This window comes from Streptomyces puniciscabiei (assembly GCF_006715785.1).
In the GTDB taxonomy this organism is placed as follows: domain Bacteria; phylum Actinomycetota; class Actinomycetes; order Streptomycetales; family Streptomycetaceae; genus Streptomyces; species Streptomyces puniciscabiei.
The window spans coordinates 6,299,754-6,317,813 of record NZ_VFNX01000001.1 but is presented as its reverse complement, the minus strand read 5'-3'; the positions used below and the strand labels follow the sequence as shown (position 1 = coordinate 6,317,813).

The 18,060-nt window shown below is 70.8% G+C and carries 15 protein-coding genes and 2 pseudogenes; 7 read left to right on the top strand and 10 right to left on the bottom strand.

The window, feature by feature from the left end; genetic code table 11:
- Positions 1-39: 39 nt before the first annotated feature.
- Positions 40-627 carry an NADPH-dependent FMN reductase gene (locus FB563_RS29310; RefSeq protein WP_055704876.1) on the top strand — a complete coding sequence of 196 codons (588 nt, stop codon included), beginning with the start codon at positions 40-42 and terminating at the stop codon, positions 625-627.
- Between the two features lie 22 nt (positions 628-649).
- Positions 650-1,558, top strand: a pseudogene (locus FB563_RS29305) (IS5 family transposase).
- Here FB563_RS29305 and FB563_RS29300 read toward each other — a convergent pair.
- A pseudogene (locus tag FB563_RS29300) lies at positions 1,553-2,012 on the bottom strand (haloacid dehalogenase-like hydrolase); the annotation flags it as partial. The pseudogenes FB563_RS29305 and FB563_RS29300 sit on opposite strands and share 6 nt — an antisense overlap.
- Before the next feature lie 863 nt (positions 2,013-2,875).
- Between FB563_RS29300 and FB563_RS29295 the strand changes: the two are divergent.
- Positions 2,876-3,421 carry a GIY-YIG nuclease family protein gene (locus FB563_RS29295; RefSeq protein WP_055704875.1) on the top strand — a complete coding sequence of 182 codons (546 nt, stop codon included), beginning with the start codon at positions 2,876-2,878 and terminating at the stop codon, positions 3,419-3,421.
- A 518-nt stretch (positions 3,422-3,939) separates the two neighbouring features.
- On the opposite strand, the gene xdhC is transcribed toward FB563_RS29295, so the two are convergent.
- The 4 genes from xdhC to FB563_RS43100 all read right to left on the bottom strand — a co-directional run bounded on the left by xdhC (position 3,940) and on the right by FB563_RS43100 (position 9,312).
- The gene (gene xdhC / locus FB563_RS29290) at positions 3,940-4,749 is read right to left on the bottom strand and encodes a xanthine dehydrogenase accessory protein XdhC (RefSeq protein WP_107100542.1); all 810 of its coding nucleotides are present in this window, start codon (positions 4,747-4,749) and stop codon (positions 3,940-3,942) included.
- A 1-nt stretch (position 4,750) separates the two neighbouring features.
- On the bottom strand, positions 4,751-7,198 hold the full coding sequence (gene xdhB, locus FB563_RS29285; RefSeq protein ID WP_055704873.1) for a xanthine dehydrogenase molybdopterin binding subunit: 2,448 nt from the start codon (positions 7,196-7,198) through the stop codon (positions 4,751-4,753).
- Positions 7,195-8,694, bottom strand: coding sequence for a xanthine dehydrogenase small subunit (locus FB563_RS29280; RefSeq protein WP_055704872.1), 1,500 nt, complete (start codon positions 8,692-8,694; stop codon positions 7,195-7,197). The genes xdhB and FB563_RS29280 overlap by 4 nt, the downstream gene beginning before the upstream one ends.
- 330 nt (positions 8,695-9,024) lie before the next feature.
- Positions 9,025-9,312 (bottom strand): hypothetical protein, encoded by a 288-nt coding sequence (locus FB563_RS43100; protein WP_167528454.1) that lies wholly within the window; start codon positions 9,310-9,312, stop codon positions 9,025-9,027.
- 1,013 nt (positions 9,313-10,325) lie between these two features.
- On the opposite strand from FB563_RS43100, the gene FB563_RS29275 reads away from it, so the two are divergent.
- The 4 genes from FB563_RS29275 (at position 10,326) to FB563_RS29255 (ending at position 13,490) form a co-directional block, all read left to right on the top strand.
- The gene (locus tag FB563_RS29275; RefSeq protein WP_142219083.1) at positions 10,326-10,961 is read left to right on the top strand and encodes a DedA family protein; all 636 of its coding nucleotides are present in this window, start codon (positions 10,326-10,328) and stop codon (positions 10,959-10,961) included.
- A gap of 385 nt (positions 10,962-11,346) precedes the next feature.
- The gene (locus tag FB563_RS29265; protein ID WP_055708580.1) at positions 11,347-11,694 is read left to right on the top strand and encodes a VOC family protein; all 348 of its coding nucleotides are present in this window, start codon (positions 11,347-11,349) and stop codon (positions 11,692-11,694) included.
- Positions 11,695-11,798: 104 nt separating this feature from the next.
- Positions 11,799-12,158: a DUF779 domain-containing protein gene (locus FB563_RS29260; RefSeq protein WP_055708579.1), complete on the top strand. Its 360-nt coding sequence runs from the start codon at positions 11,799-11,801 to the stop codon at positions 12,156-12,158.
- Positions 12,159-12,320: 162 nt separating this feature from the next.
- Positions 12,321-13,490, top strand: coding sequence for a phosphodiester glycosidase family protein (locus FB563_RS29255; RefSeq protein ID WP_055708578.1), 1,170 nt, complete (start codon positions 12,321-12,323; stop codon positions 13,488-13,490).
- A gap of 2 nt (positions 13,491-13,492) precedes the next feature.
- On the opposite strand, the gene FB563_RS29250 is transcribed toward FB563_RS29255, so the two are convergent.
- The 5 genes from FB563_RS29250 to FB563_RS29230 all read right to left on the bottom strand — a co-directional run bounded on the left by FB563_RS29250 (position 13,493) and on the right by FB563_RS29230 (position 17,992).
- Positions 13,493-13,687: a hypothetical protein gene (locus FB563_RS29250; RefSeq protein ID WP_055708577.1), complete on the bottom strand. Its 195-nt coding sequence runs from the start codon at positions 13,685-13,687 to the stop codon at positions 13,493-13,495.
- A 102-nt stretch (positions 13,688-13,789) separates the two neighbouring features.
- Positions 13,790-14,653: a phosphatidylinositol-specific phospholipase C/glycerophosphodiester phosphodiesterase family protein gene (locus FB563_RS29245; RefSeq protein WP_055708576.1), complete on the bottom strand. Its 864-nt coding sequence runs from the start codon at positions 14,651-14,653 to the stop codon at positions 13,790-13,792.
- 116 nt (positions 14,654-14,769) lie between these two features.
- The gene (locus FB563_RS29240; protein WP_055708575.1) at positions 14,770-15,852 is read right to left on the bottom strand and encodes an acyl-CoA dehydrogenase family protein; all 1,083 of its coding nucleotides are present in this window, start codon (positions 15,850-15,852) and stop codon (positions 14,770-14,772) included.
- Positions 15,849-17,030, bottom strand: coding sequence for an acyl-CoA dehydrogenase family protein (locus FB563_RS29235; protein WP_055708574.1), 1,182 nt, complete (start codon positions 17,028-17,030; stop codon positions 15,849-15,851). The genes FB563_RS29240 and FB563_RS29235 overlap by 4 nt, the downstream gene beginning before the upstream one ends.
- Positions 17,027-17,992 carry an NADPH:quinone oxidoreductase family protein gene (locus FB563_RS29230; RefSeq protein WP_055708583.1) on the bottom strand — a complete coding sequence of 322 codons (966 nt, stop codon included), beginning with the start codon at positions 17,990-17,992 and terminating at the stop codon, positions 17,027-17,029. Before FB563_RS29230 ends, FB563_RS29235 begins: the two co-directional genes overlap by 4 nt.
- Positions 17,993-18,060 lie beyond the last annotated feature (68 nt).

Genomic DNA, 18,060 nt, shown 5'->3' with positions numbered 1-18,060 from the left:
GGCCTAGAGTTGACGTGACAACTCTCCCGGAAGGAAGCCATGCCACTTCGCATCGCAGTCATCCTCGGAAGCACCCGCCCCGGACGCCGCGGCGACCAGATCGCCGCCTGGGCACTGGAGGCCGCCCGTGCCCACGGCGGCGCCGACTACGAACTCATCGACCTCGCCGACCACGACTTGGGCAACCTCGACGAGCCCGGCAACCCGAACTTCCAGCAGTACCAGCACGACCACACCCGCGCCTGGGGCGCACTCATCGACAGCTTCGACGGCTACGTGTTCCTCGTCCCCGAGTACAACCACTCCTACCACGGAGCCCTGAAGAACGCCCTGGACTACGTCTACCGGGAGTGGAACGACAAGGCCGCCGGGATCATCAGCTACGGCGGCTGGGTCGCCGGGGCCCGGGCCGCCGAGGCGCTGCGGCTCGTCCTCGCCGAACTCCAGGTGGCCACGGTCCGCGCCCAGCCCACCATCTCGACACACCCCTCGTTCCACACCGGCACCTTCGTCCCCCAGGAGGGCCTCGACACCGCCGTGGGCGGCATGCTCGACCAGGTGATCGCCTGGTCCGGCGCCCTGCGCGGGGTGCGCCAGGCCAAGACGCAGACGACCACGGCTGCATGAGGCCCAGTTCGTGACCGATCACGTGACAGGACGCGGCGAGCTGACGGACGCTGCATGGGAGGCGCTGAAGCCCCTGCTGCCGGCTACCGATGGACCCGGCCGTCCGTGGCGCGACCACCGGCAGGTATTCAACGGCGTGTTATGGCGGTTGCGAACAGGTGCTCCCTGGCGTGACCTGCCGGAACGCTACGGGCCGTGGCAGACGGTTTATGAGCGGTTCGCCCGTTGGGAGCGGGACGGGACCTGGGCCCGCCTCCTGGAGCAGGTTCAGGCACGCGACGACTCCGTCGGAGCGGTGGAATGGACGGTGTCGGTGGACTCCACCATCAACCGTTCCCACCAGCACGCGGCCGGCCCCCGGAAAAAGGGGCGGGCGCGAACGGCGGGCTGGAAGGTTCGGCAGGCTCGGCGGCCGACCGGGCGCTGGGCCGCTCCCGCGGCGGGCTGAGCACCAAAGTCCACCTCGCCTGCGACGGCCGGTGCCTGCCCCTGGCTGTCGTCCTCACCCCCGGCAACGTCAACGACTGCACTGTGTTCAAAGCGGTGCTGGAATCTGTGCGGGTGCCTCGGGCAGGCGCCGGGCGGCCGCGGCAAAGACCCGACACGGTCATCGCGGACAAGGCGTACTCGTCACGGGAGGTCCGACAGGACCTGCGGCGCCGGGGCATCCGCGCAGTCATCCCGGTGCGGACCGACCAAAGGGCCAATCGCCAGCGCCGCGGCAGAGCCGGTGGCAGACCACCGGCCTTCGACCCCGAGCTCTGCAAAGCCCGCAACGTGGTCGAGCGCTGCTTCAGCCGCCTCAAGCAATTCCGAGCCATCGCGAGCGCTTCGACAAGCTGGCAACCCGCTACCGGGCCGGACTCACATCGCCTCACTCATCCTTTGGCTCCGCCAACCCGCTCACGAACGATTGCCAGACACGGCCTAGAACTATTCGTGTGGCCCCCACTCGGTCTGCGCCGAGCAGTTCGCCGATCGGCTCGACGAACTCGGCCCCGGCCCCGGACGTTGACACGATCACGACGTTGTGGCCGGCCGTGTGGTGCTCTCCTCGGTGAGCGAGGCGGCCTCGCGTAGATGATCGGGTCGATCAGGTCGTGCAGGGTCTCGGCGACGATCTCCCGCACCTGCTGTACGTTCCAGCCGCGGCACAGCGCGGGCAGGTACTCGCGCATGCGCTCCATCTGATCGTGATACAGGCCGCCGGCCAGTAGAGCGAACTGGGCCTATGCGGTACGCAGCGCGGCCCTGCCGTTGATCAGCCCACCTTGGCGGACGGTTCTGCTGAAGGTGAGCGTGCTCGACTTCGCAATGACCGTCTTGTCCAGATCAAAGAAGGCTGCTGCGCGGGGCAAGAAGTGGTCTTCCACGACCCTGGGCATAGGCGCCCACCATTCGGCGTAAGGTGGGGCGCCCTTGTTTGCTCCACGCGGATTTCAGGTATTCCATGGAGGTCCTCACCCGTACGGCCGAACGGGACGTCGCTGCACGCGCGACGGCCCCCTGCTGCCACAGGAGGCCGTCTGGTTGGTGAAGCCGACATCCCGCGAGAGGAGCCGTCTCCATGAACCATGCTAGGACGCATAGCGGCGAGAGCCCACCCGAGATCCGCTTAACCCGCCGAACGCGGCGCTACCGTAAGCCGCTTGTTGCTGTCGTTGTCATCTGTGTCGGATTGCTATGTGCCCTGGTGTTGTTGGGCGCGGTGACCGCGGAGCGTGCTACGGCGGTGGCTGTGGTCGCGGGTGCAGGCGTTGCGTCAGTCAGGGCAATCCTGGCCGAGCAGCAGCGAGATGATCCCGCCGACGGCGGCTGACACGAGATTCCGTTGTGCCTTCCGTCTCAACGGACTTGGTCGATACAGCAGCCGAGTACAACAACTGCAGCAACCATCCCCGTCCAACAGTGTTCAGAAGGCCGCGCCAGGTGGAGACGGTCTGGCCCCGTGCCAGGCCGTCTCCGTTTCCGTCTCATTCAGCTACGTTCACCACCGTACAGACGGTCCACCGCCAACGACCAGCTCGGCCGTCGTTCGCCCATGAACGCAGGTGAACGGTCACGGCCGCATCCCTTCCCCCGGCCAACACACCTGGAAAGCGTGTTGGTCGCCCGTTCGCTGGACGTATAAGGGCTACGAGTGCGCAGACGGGTGGCCGTCAGACTCCCTCGGCCGCCAAGGAAGGTGCGCTCTGTCAGCGTCGGCCAGTAGCCTGCGGCGATCACCCGTGGTACGCCTGGAGGGTTCGTGGAAGCCACCGCTCTCGTCACTCCCGACCGGCTGTGGTCGGCGCAGGAGGTCTTGGTGCGCCCGAGCCCTGTCCCGGCGGCGGCAGGGGTCTATGGGTGGCACTTCAAGCAGTCGCCCCACCCGGACCTGGACGCTGGGCGCCTCCTCTATGTCGGGATAGCCCCGCGATATATGGCGAACCGGACCAGCACCCAAAACCTGCGGAAGCGGGTGCGGAACCACTACCGGGGCAATGCGGCCAGTTCGACGCTGCGGCTCACCCTCGGTTGCCTGCTCGGACTTGAGCTGCGCCGCGTGGGCAACGGCCAGAAGATGACCTTCGGCAAGGCCGGCGAAGCCACGCTGAGTCAGTGGATGGCGGACAACGCGCGAGTGTGCTGGATCGAGCAGAACGAACCGTGGACCCTGGAGTCCCGGCTCATCTCCCCACTCGACCTCCCCCTGAACCTCGCCCAGAACCGCCATAACGCGTTCCACGGTCGACTGGAGGAGCTACGGGCCGGAGCACGGCAGCGAGCGAAGGAGCTGCCGATCAGCTCTTAGGTCCGCCGACGGGGCCACCTGTACGCGGTCGGACGTTGACCTCTTCAGAACGCGAACCCGAACATGGCACGCACCAGTAGAGATTGCGAAGTCATAGTCGCTTTCGGAGCCCAAGAGGTGATGGAGCCTCTTACCCAGCCCGACGAGCATCGCGAGTGGCACCAGTGCTTTGAACCCATCCCTGGCATGGACGCATGGGCCATCGACTTCTGACGACGCAACTGGACAGGCCTTCTGCCTCACTTGGAGCAGATGCCCTGGCCCTTCCCGGGAACGGTTCAGGTTCTGCTTCGGGACCAGGACGACGACTGCTTCGGGCTCTGGATGCTGCATGAGGGCAGGCGGTGCTCCGCAGTCCGACAATCATCCCGAGGCAAGAGGATCTGGTCAGCCCGGTTACGCCGCCATCCCAGCAGGCGCCTTCCAGACGCCCGGGAAAGGCGCCTGACCTGGCTTTCCCCCGTCAGGCGCCTTTCGCCCGGCCTCACCCGGCGGTGAGCGCGGTTCGCACGGCGGCGTCAGTTCCTCTCGGTTTCGAAGGTGCGCAGCAGATCGGCGGCGACGCTCACGGCGATGGTCGCGGGCTCCTTGCCGGTGATGTCGGCCAGTCCGATCGGAGTCTTGATCCGGTCGATGGTGGCCTCGTCGTGACCGCCCTCGGTGGTGAGGAGTTTGCGGAACCGCACCCACTTGGCCGCCGAGCCGATCAGCCCGATGGAACCGAGATGGGTGGTGCGCAGGGCGGCGTCGCACAGAGCGGCGTCCTCGGCGTGATCATGGGTCATGATCAGGACGTGGGTGCCGCGCGGCAACTCCTCCAGCACCTCCTCGGGCAGCAGCGGCGTGTGATGCACGTGCACCTGCGCCACCGCGTCGGCCAGCACGTCGAGCCGCTCCTCGGTGAGGACGTCGGAGCGCGTGTCGATCAGGTGGAGGTCGAGGTCCTGACGTGCCAGGATGCGCGCCAGTTCCAGCCCGACGTGCCCGACGCCGAAGATCGCCACCGCCCGTACCACCGGAAGCGGTTCGAGCAGCACCGAGACCGTACCGCCGCAGCACTGCACGCCGTGCTGGTTGGTCACCTTGTCGTTCAGGGCGAAATCGATCAGCTCCGGCTCCGGTTTGGACACGGCGATCATCTCCCGGGCCCGATCGATCGCGACGGCCTCCACATTGCCGCCGCCGATCGAGCCCCACGTCCGGGTCTGCCCCACGACGAGTTTCGCGCCGGCGTCGCGCGGCGCATGACCGCGCACGGTCGCGACGGTCACCAGCACGCCGGCCTCCCGGCGTGCCCGCAACCGTGCGACCGCGGCGATCCACGTCATGTCAGGCACTGTTCAACGCTTTTGCGTCGGTTCGGATCCTGCCGCCCGCGGCGCGACCGTTGCCGGGATGGCCGCCTGCGGCAGACCCGGCGCGGGCGTGACCGTTGTGCGAGGCATCGCTCCGACGGGCCTCCTGGACCGCCCAGTACACCGCCTCCGGCGTCGCGGGCGAGGCCAGATCGACGCTGGCCCCGCTCGGCCCGAACGCGGCGACGGCCTGCCGCAGCGCCTCGCGCACCGAGAACGCCAGCATCAGCGGAGGCTCACCCACCGCCTTGGAGCCGTAGACCGCGCCCTCCTCGGTGGCGTTCTCCAGCAGCGTGACGTTGAACTCCTCGGGCATCTCCGAGAAGCTCGGCAGCTTGTAGGTGCTCGCGGCCTGGGTCAGCAGCCGGCCGCGGTGCGGCCCGTCACTGACGTCCCAGCGCAGGTCCTCGAGCGTCAGCCAGCCCGCGCCCTGCACGAAACCGCCCTCGACCTGGCCGATGTCGATCAGCGGGGACAGGCTGTCGCCGACGTCGTGCACGATGTCCACCCGCCGGATGCGGTACGCGCCGGTGAAGCCGTCCACCTCCACCTCGGTCGCGGCGGCGCCATGGGCGAAGTACTTGAACGGCGAGCCCCGGAACGTCTTCGCGTCCCAGTGCAGCCCCTCGGTCCGGTAGAAACCGGACGCCGACAACTGCACGCGCTGGAAGTACGCGGTGCGCACCAGGTCGTCCCAGGCCAGCTCCTTGTCGCTGCCCAGGGCACGCGCGACGCCCTCGGTGATGCGCACGTCCGAGGCGTTCGCGCCCAGCTGGGTGGCGGCCACCTGCAGCAGCCGCGTCCGCAACTGCTCACAGGCGTTCTTGACCGCCCCGCCGTTGAGGTCCGCCCCGGAACTGGCGGCGGTGGCGGAGGTGTTGGGCACCTTGTCGGTGCGGGTGGGGGCCAGCCGCACCTTGTGCAGCGGGATGCCCAGCGTGGTCGCGGCCACCTGCAGCATCTTGGTGTGCAGGCCCTGGCCCATCTCGGTGCCGCCGTGGTTGATCAGGACCGAGCCGTCCTTGTAGATCAGCACCAGCGCGCCGCCCTGGTTGAAGGCGGTGAGGTTGAACGAGATGCCGAACTTGATGCCGGTGATCGCGAGGGCCCGCTTGGTGTGCGGGTGCGCTGCGTTGAAGGCGGCGATCTCGCGCTTGCGATCGGCGATGGCGGCGTCGTCCTGGACCTGCCGCCAGACGGTGGAGATCCGTTCGGGCTGCGTGACCGGCTGCCCGTACGGCGTCGTCTGGCCCTGGCCGGGCTGGTAGAAGTTGCGTTCCCGCAGCTCCATGGGGTCCAGGCCGAGCAGCGGCGCGCAGCGGCCCAGGATGTCCTCGATCACCAGCATGCCCTGGGGTCCGCCGAAACCGCGGAAGGCGGTGTTGGAGACCGTGTTGGTCCTGGCGACGCGACCGGCTACGCGCGCGTTGGGGATCCAGTAGGTGTTGTCGATGTGGCACAGCGCCCGGGCCAGCACCGGCTCGGAGAGGTCCAGGCTCCAGCCGCCGTCCGCTGTCAGGGTGGCGTCCAGGGCCTGGATACGGCCGTCCGCGTCGAAGCCGATCCGCCACGTGGCGTGGAAACCGTGGCGCTTGCCGGACATGGTCAGGTCCTGGGTCCGATTGAGGCGGAACCGGACCGGCCGGCCGGTCAGCTTGGCGCCGAGCGCGGCGACGGCCGCGAACCCGTGCGGCTGCATCTCCTTGCCGCCGAAACCGCCGCCCATCCGCAGGCACTGCACGGTCACCTCGTGGGCGGGCACCCCGAGCACGTGCGAGACGATCTCCTGGGTCTCCGACGGGTGCTGGGTGCTGCTCTGGATGAACACCTGCCCGTTCTCGTCGACCTGGGCCAGCGCCGCGTGCGTCTCGAGATAGAAGTGCTCCTGGCCGGAGAACTGGAACTCTCCGGTGAACACGTGCGCGGAGTCGGCGAAGCCCGCGTCGACGTCGCCGTGCACCATCACCGGCTGGGCACCGTGATAGCTGCCGGCCGCCATCGCGTCCTGCAGCGTGATCAGCGAGGGCAGTTCGTCGAGTTCCACCTCCACGGCCGCCGCACCGAGCCGGGCCGCCTCCAGGGTCTCGCCGAGCACCCAGGCGACCGCGTGGCCGTAGAACATGACCTCGTCGGGGAACAGCGGTTCGTCGTGCTTCATCCCCGCGTCGTTGACGCCGGGCACGTCGGCACCGGTCAGCACCCGGACCACACCGGGCACGGCGAGCGCGGGCTCGGTGCGCAGCGCGGTGATCCTCCCGTGGGCCTTCATGACCTGGACCGGGTAGGCGTGCAGCACGTCCTTGGTGCGCTGGACCAGGTCGTCGGTGTAGAGCGCGGTACCGGTGACGTGCAGGTTGGCGCTCTCGTGCGGCATCGGGACACCGACGACGGGCTTTTCGGGACGCTCGGACAAATGGCTCATGACGACACCGCCTCGGTGTTCTGCGCGTACAGCTTCAGCAGGCTCTCGCCGAGCATCGCGGAGCGGTAGTCGGCGCTGGCACGGTGATCGCTCATCGGGGTGCCCTCGGCCCGCAGCACCTGGGCCGCGGCCTCGACGGTCTCCACCGCCCACGTCCTGCCCTCCAGGGCCGCCTCGGTGGCGAGGGCGCGGATCGGGGTGGCGGCCACGCCGCCCAGGCCGATGCGCGCCTTGCGGACGACTCCGTCCTCGATGTCGAGCGCGAAAGCGACCGCCACGCTGGAGATGTCGTCGAAGCGCCGCTTGGCGATCTTGTGAAAGCCCACGACCGGCGACAGCGGCAGCGGGATGCGCACCGCGCGGATCAGCTCGCCGCGACGGCGAACGCTCTGCCGGTAGCCGGTGAAGTAGTCCGCCAGCGGGACCTCACGCTCACCGTCGGCGTCGGCGAGCACCACCGACGCCTCCAGCGCGAGCAGCACGGGCGGGCTGTCACCGATGGGGGAGCCGGTACCCAGGTTGCCGCCGAAGGTCGCGCTGTTGCGGATGAGCCGGGACGCGAACTGCGGGAACAGCTCTGCCAGCAGCGGGACCCCGCCGTCGAGCCGGCGTTCGATCTCGGTGAGCGTCAGCGCCGCCCCGATCTCGATGTGGTCGGAGTCGACGCGCAGCTCCCGCAGTTCGGGCAGCCGGTCGATGGCGATCACGCAATCCGCGCGGCGGGAGCGGATGTTCACCTCGACGCCCCAGTCGGTGGAGCCGGCGACCACCACCGCGTCGGGCCGCTCGCGCAGCAGCCGCAGCGTCTCGGCCAGGGTGCTCTTGCGCAGGAACGCCTGGTCGTCCTGGGTGTACTCGGTGGCGACCGGGGCGGGCGGGGACTGCTCGCGGCGCTGCGCCAGCGGGTCCTCCTCGGTGGGCACACCGACGGCGAACGCGGCATCGCGAATCGGGCGGTACCCGGTGCAGCGGCACAGGTTTCCGCTCAGCGCGTGCAGATCGAATCCGTTCGGCCCGTGCTCGGCGTCGCCGCTGTGCTCGGCATCGGCACTGTGCTTGCCGTCGGCACTGCCGGCCGGGTCCGCATGCGCGCACCGGTCCGGCCGGTAGTACTCGGCGGCCATGCTGCACACGAATCCCGGCGTGCAGTAGCCGCACTGGGAGCCGCCGCGGACCGCCATCTCCTCCTGCACCGGGTGCAAGGTGGGCGGTGTGCCGGGTTCGCCGGCGGTGGCGAGACCTTCGGAGGTGATGATCTCCTGACCGTCGAGCGCCGCGACCGGGACCAGGCAGGCGTTGACCGCCACCCAGTCGGTCGGCTTGTTCACCCCGGGACGGGCCACCAGGACCGAACAGGCGCCGCACTCACCCTCGGCGCAGCCCTCCTTGGTACCGGTGAGCCCACGTTCGCGCAGGAAGTCCAGCACTGTGGTGTGGGGCGCAGCCGGTGAAATCGGTGTTTCTGTCCCATTGACCGTGATCCGCGCCGCTACCATGACGGGCCTTCGTTCCGATGCGCGCTGGGTCGATTCATCATGTTCGCCAATTTCAGGCAGCTTTCTGTGTTCAGACGCGCCACGTGGGAGAAGCGGGCGCAAAAGGGCACGCGACAGCGACGTGCCAGAAGGTGGTGACGGGAAACCCGGCATGTGCCACGGACGGGCACATCAGAACGGCTTGCTCAGCAGCCGTGCGCGATCCGACCCGGAACCCAGACGGTGCACTGGGCGAGGCGACCGAGATCAGAGCAGGTGTACATCCGCTGGTCGCCTCCTTTCGGTAGTCATGGATCGGCTACCGCAAGCTAGTGGCTGGGGCTACGGAGGTCAAGAGGTCGAGCCCCGCTGGTCGTCGGCGAGGACGAGGCGGGTCGTCAGGCCGGGAGCCCCGTTTCCGCCTGGAAGCCGCCTTCGGGACGGGGGGCCGCCCGGAAGTGCCCCTTGAGCAGGCCGAACGCGCTCGCGCATGCCGGCGATGCCGTAGCCGGCCCCGGCCGGACGCTGGTCGCGGCCGTCGTCCGTGCCGGTCAGCCTCGTCTCGTGCGCCGGGCTGTTCGAGGCGACGCGCACGTTTCCCCCGGCGGCCGCGATGAGCAGCGGCGACCGGCCGGCCACGCGACAGAGTCTGCTGGTCCGCGACGTCTTCGGTGTGCTGCTCTTCGTGATCGGGGCGGGTGTGGTGGCGTTCGACGCCGCTCCGGGTGCTTCCGGGCTGCTGCGCATGTCGGTGGGCGCCGGGTTCTGCGCGCTGTGTCTGCTGTTCCTGCTGCCGACGCTGTCCCGTCCGGTCGTCACGGTGGCCTCGCCGCTGCTGCCGCAGCCCGGGGAAGCTCGCCCGGCTCAACGCCGTACGCAACCCGCGGCGCACGGCCACGACCGGCGGTGCCCTCGCCGCCGGGCTCAGCATGATCACCGCGATGACGGCGGTGGGGAACTCCGTGGCCGGAGCGGTCGACGATACCGTCTCGGGCAGGGGGCGGGTCCTGGTCGATTCCAAGGTCGCCGCGGCCGACGGGCTGTCGGTCGGCTCATCGGTGCAGGTCACGTATCCCGACGGCGGCGAATGGTCCGTGACCGTCGGCGGGATCTTCGACGACAGCAAGGTCCTGTCCACGGTCCTGGTCCCGGCCTCGGCCGTCACCGCGCACCAGGTGGAGCCGTACATCGGGAGCATCCTTGTCAGCGGTGAGCACGGCGCCGGCGACGCGCTGAAGACGCTGCAGACCGCCACCGGCCACAACCCGGCCATCGGGATCAACGACCAGCAGGGCATGGAGGACGGCTTCAGCGGCACGATCACCTCGGGGCTGAACCTGCTCCACCCGGAACGCCGACGCGAGATCGGCACGCTGCGGGCGATCGGCATGGGCCGCGCAGGCGTCAAGCGCATGGTCCAGCCGGGTCCCCACGATCGTGCCGTTCGCCCGGATGGTGCTGTTCCTGCTGCCGGCCGGGCTCGTCGGGGCTGTCGCCGCTGGGTGGCCCGCCCGGCAGGCCGTCCGGCCGGAGATGCAGACGAGCATCCGGACCGGCTGAGACCGGTACGGCACCGGGGTGGGCGCTTTCGCGGTGGCCGGGTGATGCTGGTGAACGAGCAGCCCTGCGAGCAGGCCGGGAGGCGCGGCCAGGTGATAGCCGTCAATCCGTTGAACAGCGCCTCGGTGCTGGCCGCCTTCGGCGCGATCGGCGTCCTGGTGGTGATCTTCGCGGAGTCCGGTCTGCTGATCGTCGGCTTCTTCCTGCCCGGTGACACCCTGCTGTTCCCCGCCGGTGTGCTGTGCGCCGGCGGTGCCCACCAGGCGCCCCGGCTGGCGTTGTGGCAGGTGCTGCTGTGCGCGGCGGTGGGGGCGGTGGTGGGAGGGCAGGTCGGGTACCTGATCGGGCGGCACGGCGGCCGGGCCCTGCTGGCGCGCACCTCCAGCCGGCGGGTCAAGGCGGCGGCCACCCGGGCCGAGGAGCTGCTGGCCCGGTACGGCTACCGGAAGGCCCTGGTCATCGGCCGGTTCGTGCCGTTGCTGCGGACGGTGCTGCATCCTGTGGCCGGCGTCCTCGGGGTGCCCGTGCGGACCTTCACGCTCTGGCAGACCGTGGCCGGGGTGCTGTGGTCGCAGCTGCTCGTCCTCGCCGGTTACAGCCTCGGTACGTCCGTCCCGCACGTCGACGACTACCTGCTGCCGCTGGTCGCCGTGGTCGTCGTCCTGTCGATGCTGCCCCTCCTGTTCGAGGCCCGCCGCGCCCGCCGCGAAGGGCGTGCCCGCCGGTGACAGTGCCGCGCGCCCAGTGCGCCGCACTGTGCCGCCCGGCGTCCGCGGCGCCGTCGTGGCGGCTCGCGCAGTTCCCCGCGCCGCTTCGGGGCGCGCTTCACTGATCTTGCCGAGGCGCCGGTTACAGCCTCGGCACGTCCGCCCCCCACGTCGACGACTACCTGCTGCCGCTGGTCGCCGTGGTCGTCGTCCTGTCGATGCTGCCCCTCCTGTTCGAGGCCCGCGCAGTTACCCGCGCCGCTTCGGGGGGCGCTTCGCTGGCGTTGCCGAGGCGCCGGGTCCGTGACATCGGGTGAGGTACGGCCGCAGGGTCACACCCGGACGAAGCACAGCAGGGCTACTCTGGCGTCTCCCGTACCAGCCGACCGACCAGCAGAGTCGCGAGATGCCCGTACGCCGCGTCGTGCCCACCATCCGGTCGACCGCGCTGCCGCAGAGCGCGGAGTTCTACGGTGTGCTGGGGCTGGAGGAGGTCATGAACCATGGCTGGATCATGACCCTGGCCTCCCGGCAGAACCCGAGCGCGCAGCTCAGCCTGATGACCGGGGACCGCACCGCGCCGGTCGCCCCGGATCTGAGCATCGAGGTCGAGGACGTGGACGCGGCATACGCGGCGATGCTCGAGCGCGGCGCGGAGATCGTGCATCCGCTCACGGACGAGGAGTGGGGCGTACGCCGGTTCTTCGTGCGGGATCCGAACGGCCGGGTGGTGAACGTGCTCGGTCACCGCTGACCCGACCGGGCCGGGCCGACGAGGCGTTCTGGACGGGCCGGTGACGATCCGTGAGACTGGCCGGGTCCGACGTCCCGCGCCCCGGCTCTCCAGGAGGGTGACCCATGGATGAGGAAATCCCGCGCGTCGAACTCACCCCCGAGGCCGCGGACCTGGTGCGGCGGCTGCACGCCGAGCACGGTCCGCTGATGTTCCACCAGTCCGGCGGCTGCTGCGACGGCAGCGCGCCCATGTGCTACCCGGACGGCGAGTTCCGCACCGGCGGCTCCGACGTGCTGCTGGCGGAACTGACGGTGGACGGCGTGGCCGAGCCCGTCACCTTCTGGATGTCCCGGAGCCAGTACGAGGCCTGGAGCCACACCCGGCTGATCGTGGACGTGGTACCCGGACGGGGCAGCGGCTTCTCGCTGGAGGCACCCGAGGGGGTGCGTTTCCTCACCCGTTCTCGCGTAGTCGACGCCTAGTCGGCCCGGCGGTCGCCGCCCTCTGGTCCACTGCCCTTGACGGCCGTACGACAGCCCGTACGGCAGGGACAGTTGACGACCCATCAGGGGGCCACGGTGATCAGACGTCGCAGGCGTTCGGCAGCGGGCAGAGCGGTACTCACGGTTGTCACGGCGTTCGGTGTGCTGGCCGGTGCGGCCCTGGCGGGGGCGGCGCCGGCCGGTGCCGTACCGGCCGGCAGCCGCATCGCGCCGGGTGTCACCTACCGGCAGTTCGACGTCCGGGCGGCCGCGGGCCCGGCACACGCCCATCTGGTCACGGTCGATCTGGCCGACCCGCACGTCCGGGTGGACCTGCTGTACCCGGGCGCGGTGGCGGCCCGGGCCACCGTCTCCGGGATGGCGGACTCGGCCGGGGCGGTCGCGGGGGTCAACGGTGACTTCTTCGACATCAGCGAGACCCAGCATCCGGGCGTGGACGCCACCGGCGCCGGCGTCGGACCGGCGATCGCGGGCGGGCAGGTGCTCAAGGCGGCGGTGCCGAACGGCCAGCGGTTCGGACCCGCGCTGCCGCCGGGCACGAGCACGCAGGACGTCTTCGGCGTCGGCACCGACGGGCGGGCCCGGCTGGACCGCCTCTCCCTCACCGGCAGCGTGGACACACCGGACGGCACGTTGCCGTTGAAGGGCCTCAACCAGTACGCGCTCCCGGAGAACTCCGTGGGCGCCTTCACCGCCCGCTGGGGCAGCGCCTCCCGGATGCGTGCCGTGTGCGGTACCGACGCCCAGCGGTCGGCGCCGTGCAGCACCGACACCTACGAGGTGAAGGTCCGGGGCGGCCGGGTGGTCTCGGCCGCCGACACTCCGGGCAGCGGGTCGATCCCGGCGGACACCACGGTCCTGGTGGGCCGCGAGGAGGGTGCGCAGCAGCTGCGCAAGCTCGCCGTCGGTGACGCGGTGAAGGTCACGCACGACCTGGTGGCCTCGTCGGGGGTGCCGTACGCCTTCGCGGTCGGCGGCTTCCCGGTCCTCGAGGGCGGCGAGGCGCTGCCCGGTCTGGACAACACCGCCTCGTCGGTGCGCACGGCCGTGGGCTTCCGGGACGGCGGCCGGCAGCTGCTGATCCTGGCGCTGGACGGGGCCGCCGCGTACCGGACCGGTATGACGGTCGCGGAGGAGGCCGACACCATGCGCTCGCTGGGCGCGTCCGACGCGTTCAACCTCGACGGCGGCGGCTCGACGGAGCTGGTCACCCGCGACGAGGGGGCGAGCGCCGTGACGGTCCGCAACCATCCGAGCACCGGCGCCGAGCGCCCCGTCGCGAACGGCATCGGGGTGTTCTCGGCCGGCTGACCTCAGGGCCGCAGACTGCTCACCAGGTCGGCGGTCGTCATGAGCCCGCTGTGGATGGTGGGCGCCATGCTCGTACCGGCCAGGAAGAAGCCGAGCAGCATGCAGACCAGAGCGTGGGAGATCTTCAGCGAGCAGTTGCGAATGAAGATCACGGCCAGGATCAGGAGCAGCACGACCGCAGAGACCGGAATGACCACCAGGAACCTCCTCCGCCACACCCCTTGAGCGGCGTTCGGCCGCAAGTGTGGCGTAGCGGAGGGTTTGTCCGGGTGGCTGACATGTCCCCCGAACGAGTGGTGTCACCCGGTGGGGCGGGCGTCCAGGAAGGTCTCGAGGCCGGCCAGGTCGTCGGTGTTCAGGTAGTCGACACCGGCGGCGAGCAGTTCCGTCCACAGGGCGTCGCGGGCCGGGCCCGCGGCGTCCGGGGTGGCCCAGAACCGCACCTGCTGACCGCGGGCGTGCGCGGCGGCGGTGATGCTCCGCAGCTTCTGCCGCTCGGCGTCGGGGAACGCGCCCTCGCCCGACCAGGTGAAGTTCTGCGTCCAGTTGTCGCTGATCAGCGAGATGAAGGTGGCCGGGGCGGGTCCGCCGAGATCGGTGAGCCGGCCGTCGTAGAAGGCGCGCCGCTCCTGCTGCGCCTCCATGGGGAGGCGGGCGGCGCGGTCGCCGGAGATGACGGCGGTGACCGGTCCGGGGTGGACCCGGCCGTGCGCGTACCGGGTGAACAGGTGCGGGTGGCGGCGCAGACGGCGGTCGAGTTCGAGGTACGTCGAGGAGCCCTCGGTCTTGATGTCGATCAGGAGCTGCAGCGGCCGCCGCCAGCCCTGGTACACGGCACCGTGGTTCTCCCGGACCCGGGCGGCGAGCGGGTCGAGGTAGAGGGATTCGAGGGTGCGGGAGGGGTCCAGCTCGGAGCTGTCGTGGCCGATGAGGAGCTGGTCGCCGACGAGGAAGATGTCGGCCTCGACGCTGTTGAAGCGGTGGTCGAGGGCGTCGAACAGCGGCCGGGGGTGCTCGTAGTCGTTGTGGGCGTGCGCGTTCCACAGCGGGTGCGGACCGCGCGGTTGTCCGCCGGCCAGGGCGCGGCCCGTGGGCAGGGCGAGCGTGCCCACGCAGGCGGCGCCGAGGGTGGTGAGGGCTCTGCGACGGGTGGTGAGGGCCATGCGCATACTCCCTTGAGGTGCCGGAGGGGACCTCAAGGGAGTATGCGTTCGGTCTACGGCCAACATCCCCCGCCCAGAGGGGAGTTCGCCCTGTGTTCACTTGTGGGCGCCGGTGGTCAGGGCCCTTGGAGATCCACCAACCCGGCCAGCGCCGAGCGATGCTCGCCCGCCGTGCCGTAGGCGATCGAGTCCGCCTTGGCCCGCTTCAGATACAGGTGGATCGGATGCTCCCAGGTCATCCCGATGCCGCCGTGCAGCTGCAGGGCCTCCTCGGCGGCATGGACGGCCACCGGTGCCGCGTAGGCCTGCGCGACGGCGACCGACACGTCCGTGTCCTCGCCGGAGGCCAGCGCGTCGGCGGCGGCCCGGGCGGCGGCGCGGAGGTTCACGACCTCCAGCCACAGCTGCGCCAGCCGGTGCTTGAGCGCCTGGAATCCGCCGACCGGCCGGTTGAACTGCTTGCGCTCCTTCAGATAGCGGACCGTCTCGGTCAACGCCCAGTCGGCAACGCCCAGTTGCTCGGAGGCCAGCAGTCCGGCGGCGGCGCGCAGGGCGCGTCGTACGGCGGGATCGGCGTCACCGACGCGGCGGCCGGGTGCACCCTCCAGCCGTACCGTCGCCAGTGGCCGGGTCAGGTCGAGGGAGCTCTGCGGGGTGACCGTCGCGTCGCCCGCGGCCACCGCGTACAGGCCGCCGTCCTCGGCCGGGACGAGCAGGACGTCCGCCACGGCCGCGTCGGCGATGCCGGTCAGCTCGCCGTGCAGGGCGCCGTTTTCCAGGCGTACGGCCTTATGAACGGCGCCCGGAGCCGAGTGCAGGCCGACGGCGAGGGCGCCGATGGTGCGCCCGGAGGCCAGCTGTCCCAGCAGCTCCTCGTCACCGCAGGCCAGCAGGGCCTCCGTGGCCACGACCGCGCTGGTGAGATACGGCACCGGAGCGACCGCCCGCCCCAGCTCCTCCAGGACCACGGCGACCTCGCGGGCGGAGGCGCCCTGGCCGCCCTGCTCCTCGGGAACCAGGAGCCCGGCAAGGCCCATGCCCTCGGTGAGGGACTTCCACAGGGCGAGGTCGTGCGGGGTGTCCGACTCGACGCGGGCGATGACGTCCGCCGGCGCGCAGTGGTCCGTGAGGAGGTCGCGGACGGCGGCGCGCAGCGCCTCTTCCTCCTCGGAGTACAGCAGGTCCGCCGCTGTTGTCATCGGGCCAGGTCCTTCCATGCGACGTCCTTGTCGGTGCGCGGTTCGGCGGGCAGGCCGAGGACCCGCTCGGCGACGATGTTCAGCAGGACCTCGGTGGTCCCGCCCTCGATGCTGTTGCCCTTGGAGCGCAGATAGCGGTAGCCGGCGTCGCGGCCGGTGAAGTCGACCAGCTCGGGGCGGCGCATGGTCCAGTCGTCGTACAGCAGGCCCTCCTCGCCCCTGAGTTCCACCTCCAGGCCGCTGATCTCCTGGTTGAGGCGGGCGAAGGCGAGCTTCATGCCGGCGCCCTCGGGGCCGGGCTGGCCGGCGACGAGCTGCTGGCGCAGGCGTTCGGCGGTGAGGCGGGAGACCTCGGCCTCGACCCACAGCTTCAGCAGCCGCTGGTGCAGGTCGTGGGTGCGCAGCTCGGGACGTTCGCGCCAGGTCTTCGACACCGGGCCGATCATGCCGCCCTCGCGGGGCAGCCGCATGCCGCCGATGGCCACGCGCTCGTTGTTGAGCGTGGTCTGGGCGACCCGCCAGCCGTCGCCGACCTCGCCGAGGCGGCAGGAGTCGGGGATGCGGACGTCGGTGAGGAAGACCTCGTTGAACTCGGCCTCACCGGTGATCTGGCGCAGCGGTCGGACGTCGACGCCGGGGTCGGTCATGTCGCAGAGGAAGTAGGTGATGCCGGCGTGCTTGGGCACGCTGGGGTCGGTGCGGGCGATGAGGATGGCCCAGCGGGCGTTGTGCGCGCCGGACGTCCAGACCTTCTGCCCGTTGACCACCCAGCCGTCGCCTTCTCGTACCGCCCGGGTGCCGAGCGCGGCGAGGTCGGAGCCTGCGCCGGGTTCGCTGAACAGCTGGCACCAGACCTCCTCGCCCGTCCACAGCGGGCGCAGGTAGCGCTGCTTCTGCTCGTCCGTGCCGTACTTCAGGATGGTCGGCGCGGCCATGCCGAGGCCGATGCCGTTGCGGCGCGCGTCGTTGTCGGGTGCGCCCGCGGCCTCCAGCTCGGCGTCCACGACGGCCTGGAGGTGGCGGGGCGCACCCAGTCCGCCGAGGCCCTCGGGGTAGTGCACCCAGGCGAGGCCGGCGTCGAAGCGGGCGCGCAGGAAGTCCAGGCGGCCGGTGCTCGCGGGCGGATGTGCTGCCAGCAACTCCCGTGTGCGGCGGCGCAGTTCGTCGGCGTCGGTCATGCTGCTCCCTCCATCACCACGGCGATCCGGCCGGTGGAGAGGCCGTCCGCCACCTTCTGCACGGCCACGGCGGCCTCGTTCAGCGGCACCCGCTCGCTGACCAGCGGCCTGATCGCGCCGCGGGCGGCCAGTTCGGTCAGTTCCTCGTGGCAGCGCTGGACCAGCTTGGGGTTCTTGGTGTTGTACAGGCCCCAGTGCAGGCCGAGGATCGAGTAGTTCTTCACCAGCGCGTGGTTGAGGGCCGGGCTGGGGATGGTGCCGCTCGCGAAGCCGACCACGACGATCCGGCCCTCGAAGGCGACGAGCTTGGCGGACTGCGCGTAGGCCTCGCCGCCCACGGGGTCGTAGATCACGTCCGCGCCCCGGCCGCCGGTGGCCTCCTTCACGGCCGCGATCACGTCCTCGGAGCGGCGGTCGACCACCACGTCACAGCCCAGTTCGCGGGCCACGGCGGCCTTGTCCGCGCCGCCGACGACACCGATCACGGTGGCGCCGGCCGCCTTGCCCAGTTGCACGGCGGCGCTGCCCACGCCACCGGCGGCGGCGTGCACGAGCAGGGTCTCGCCCGCCTCCAGGTGTGCCCGGCGGTGCAGGCCGAACCAGCCGGTCTGGTAGCCGATGTGCAGCGCGGCGGCCTCGGCGTCGTCCAGCGCCTCGGGCGCCGGCAGCAGGGCGCGGGCGTCGGCCAGGGCGTACTCGGCGAAACCGCCGTACGGCAGCGCGGGGTTGGCGATCACCCGGCGGCCGTCCTCGGTCTCGCCGCAGATCTCCACGCCGGGCGTGAACGGCAGCGGCGGGCGCACCTGGTACTGGCCCCGGCACAGCAGCGCGTCCGGGAAGTTGATGTTCGCGGCGCGCACGCGCAGGCGCACCTGGCCGTCACCGGGCGTGGGCGGCTCCACCTCTGTCAGGCGCATCACCTCGCTCGGCTCGCCGTTCTCGTGCACTTGCCATGCCTGCATGCGGGCCTCCACGGGACTGCTTCGTCTGACCGGGTCCGAGGACATACTAAGCGGTCGCTTGTCCATCG

What these genes read in the sequence shown, in the direction of transcription:
- FB563_RS29265 (WP_055708580.1), top strand. Translation starts at nt 11,347, where the DNA reads ATGCCCGTACGCCGCGTCGTGCCCACCATCCGGTCGACCGCGCTGCCG.
- xdhC (WP_107100542.1), bottom strand. Translation starts at nt 4,749, where the DNA reads ATGACGTGGATCGCCGCGGTCGCACGGTTGCGGGCACGCCGGGAGGCC.
- FB563_RS29310 (WP_055704876.1), top strand. Translation starts at nt 40, where the DNA reads ATGCCACTTCGCATCGCAGTCATCCTCGGAAGCACCCGCCCCGGACGC.
- FB563_RS29245 (WP_055708576.1), bottom strand. Translation starts at nt 14,653, where the DNA reads ATGGCCCTCACCACCCGTCGCAGAGCCCTCACCACCCTCGGCGCCGCC.
- FB563_RS29235 (WP_055708574.1), bottom strand. Translation starts at nt 17,030, where the DNA reads ATGACCGACGCCGACGAACTGCGCCGCCGCACACGGGAGTTGCTGGCA.
- FB563_RS29240 (WP_055708575.1), bottom strand. Translation starts at nt 15,852, where the DNA reads ATGACAACAGCGGCGGACCTGCTGTACTCCGAGGAGGAAGAGGCGCTG.
- FB563_RS29230 (WP_055708583.1), bottom strand. Translation starts at nt 17,992, where the DNA reads ATGCAGGCATGGCAAGTGCACGAGAACGGCGAGCCGAGCGAGGTGATG.
- xdhB (WP_055704873.1), bottom strand. Translation starts at nt 7,198, where the DNA reads ATGAGCCATTTGTCCGAGCGTCCCGAAAAGCCCGTCGTCGGTGTCCCG.
- FB563_RS29280 (WP_055704872.1), bottom strand. Translation starts at nt 8,694, where the DNA reads ATGGTAGCGGCGCGGATCACGGTCAATGGGACAGAAACACCGATTTCA.
- FB563_RS29260 (WP_055708579.1), top strand. Translation starts at nt 11,799, where the DNA reads ATGGATGAGGAAATCCCGCGCGTCGAACTCACCCCCGAGGCCGCGGAC.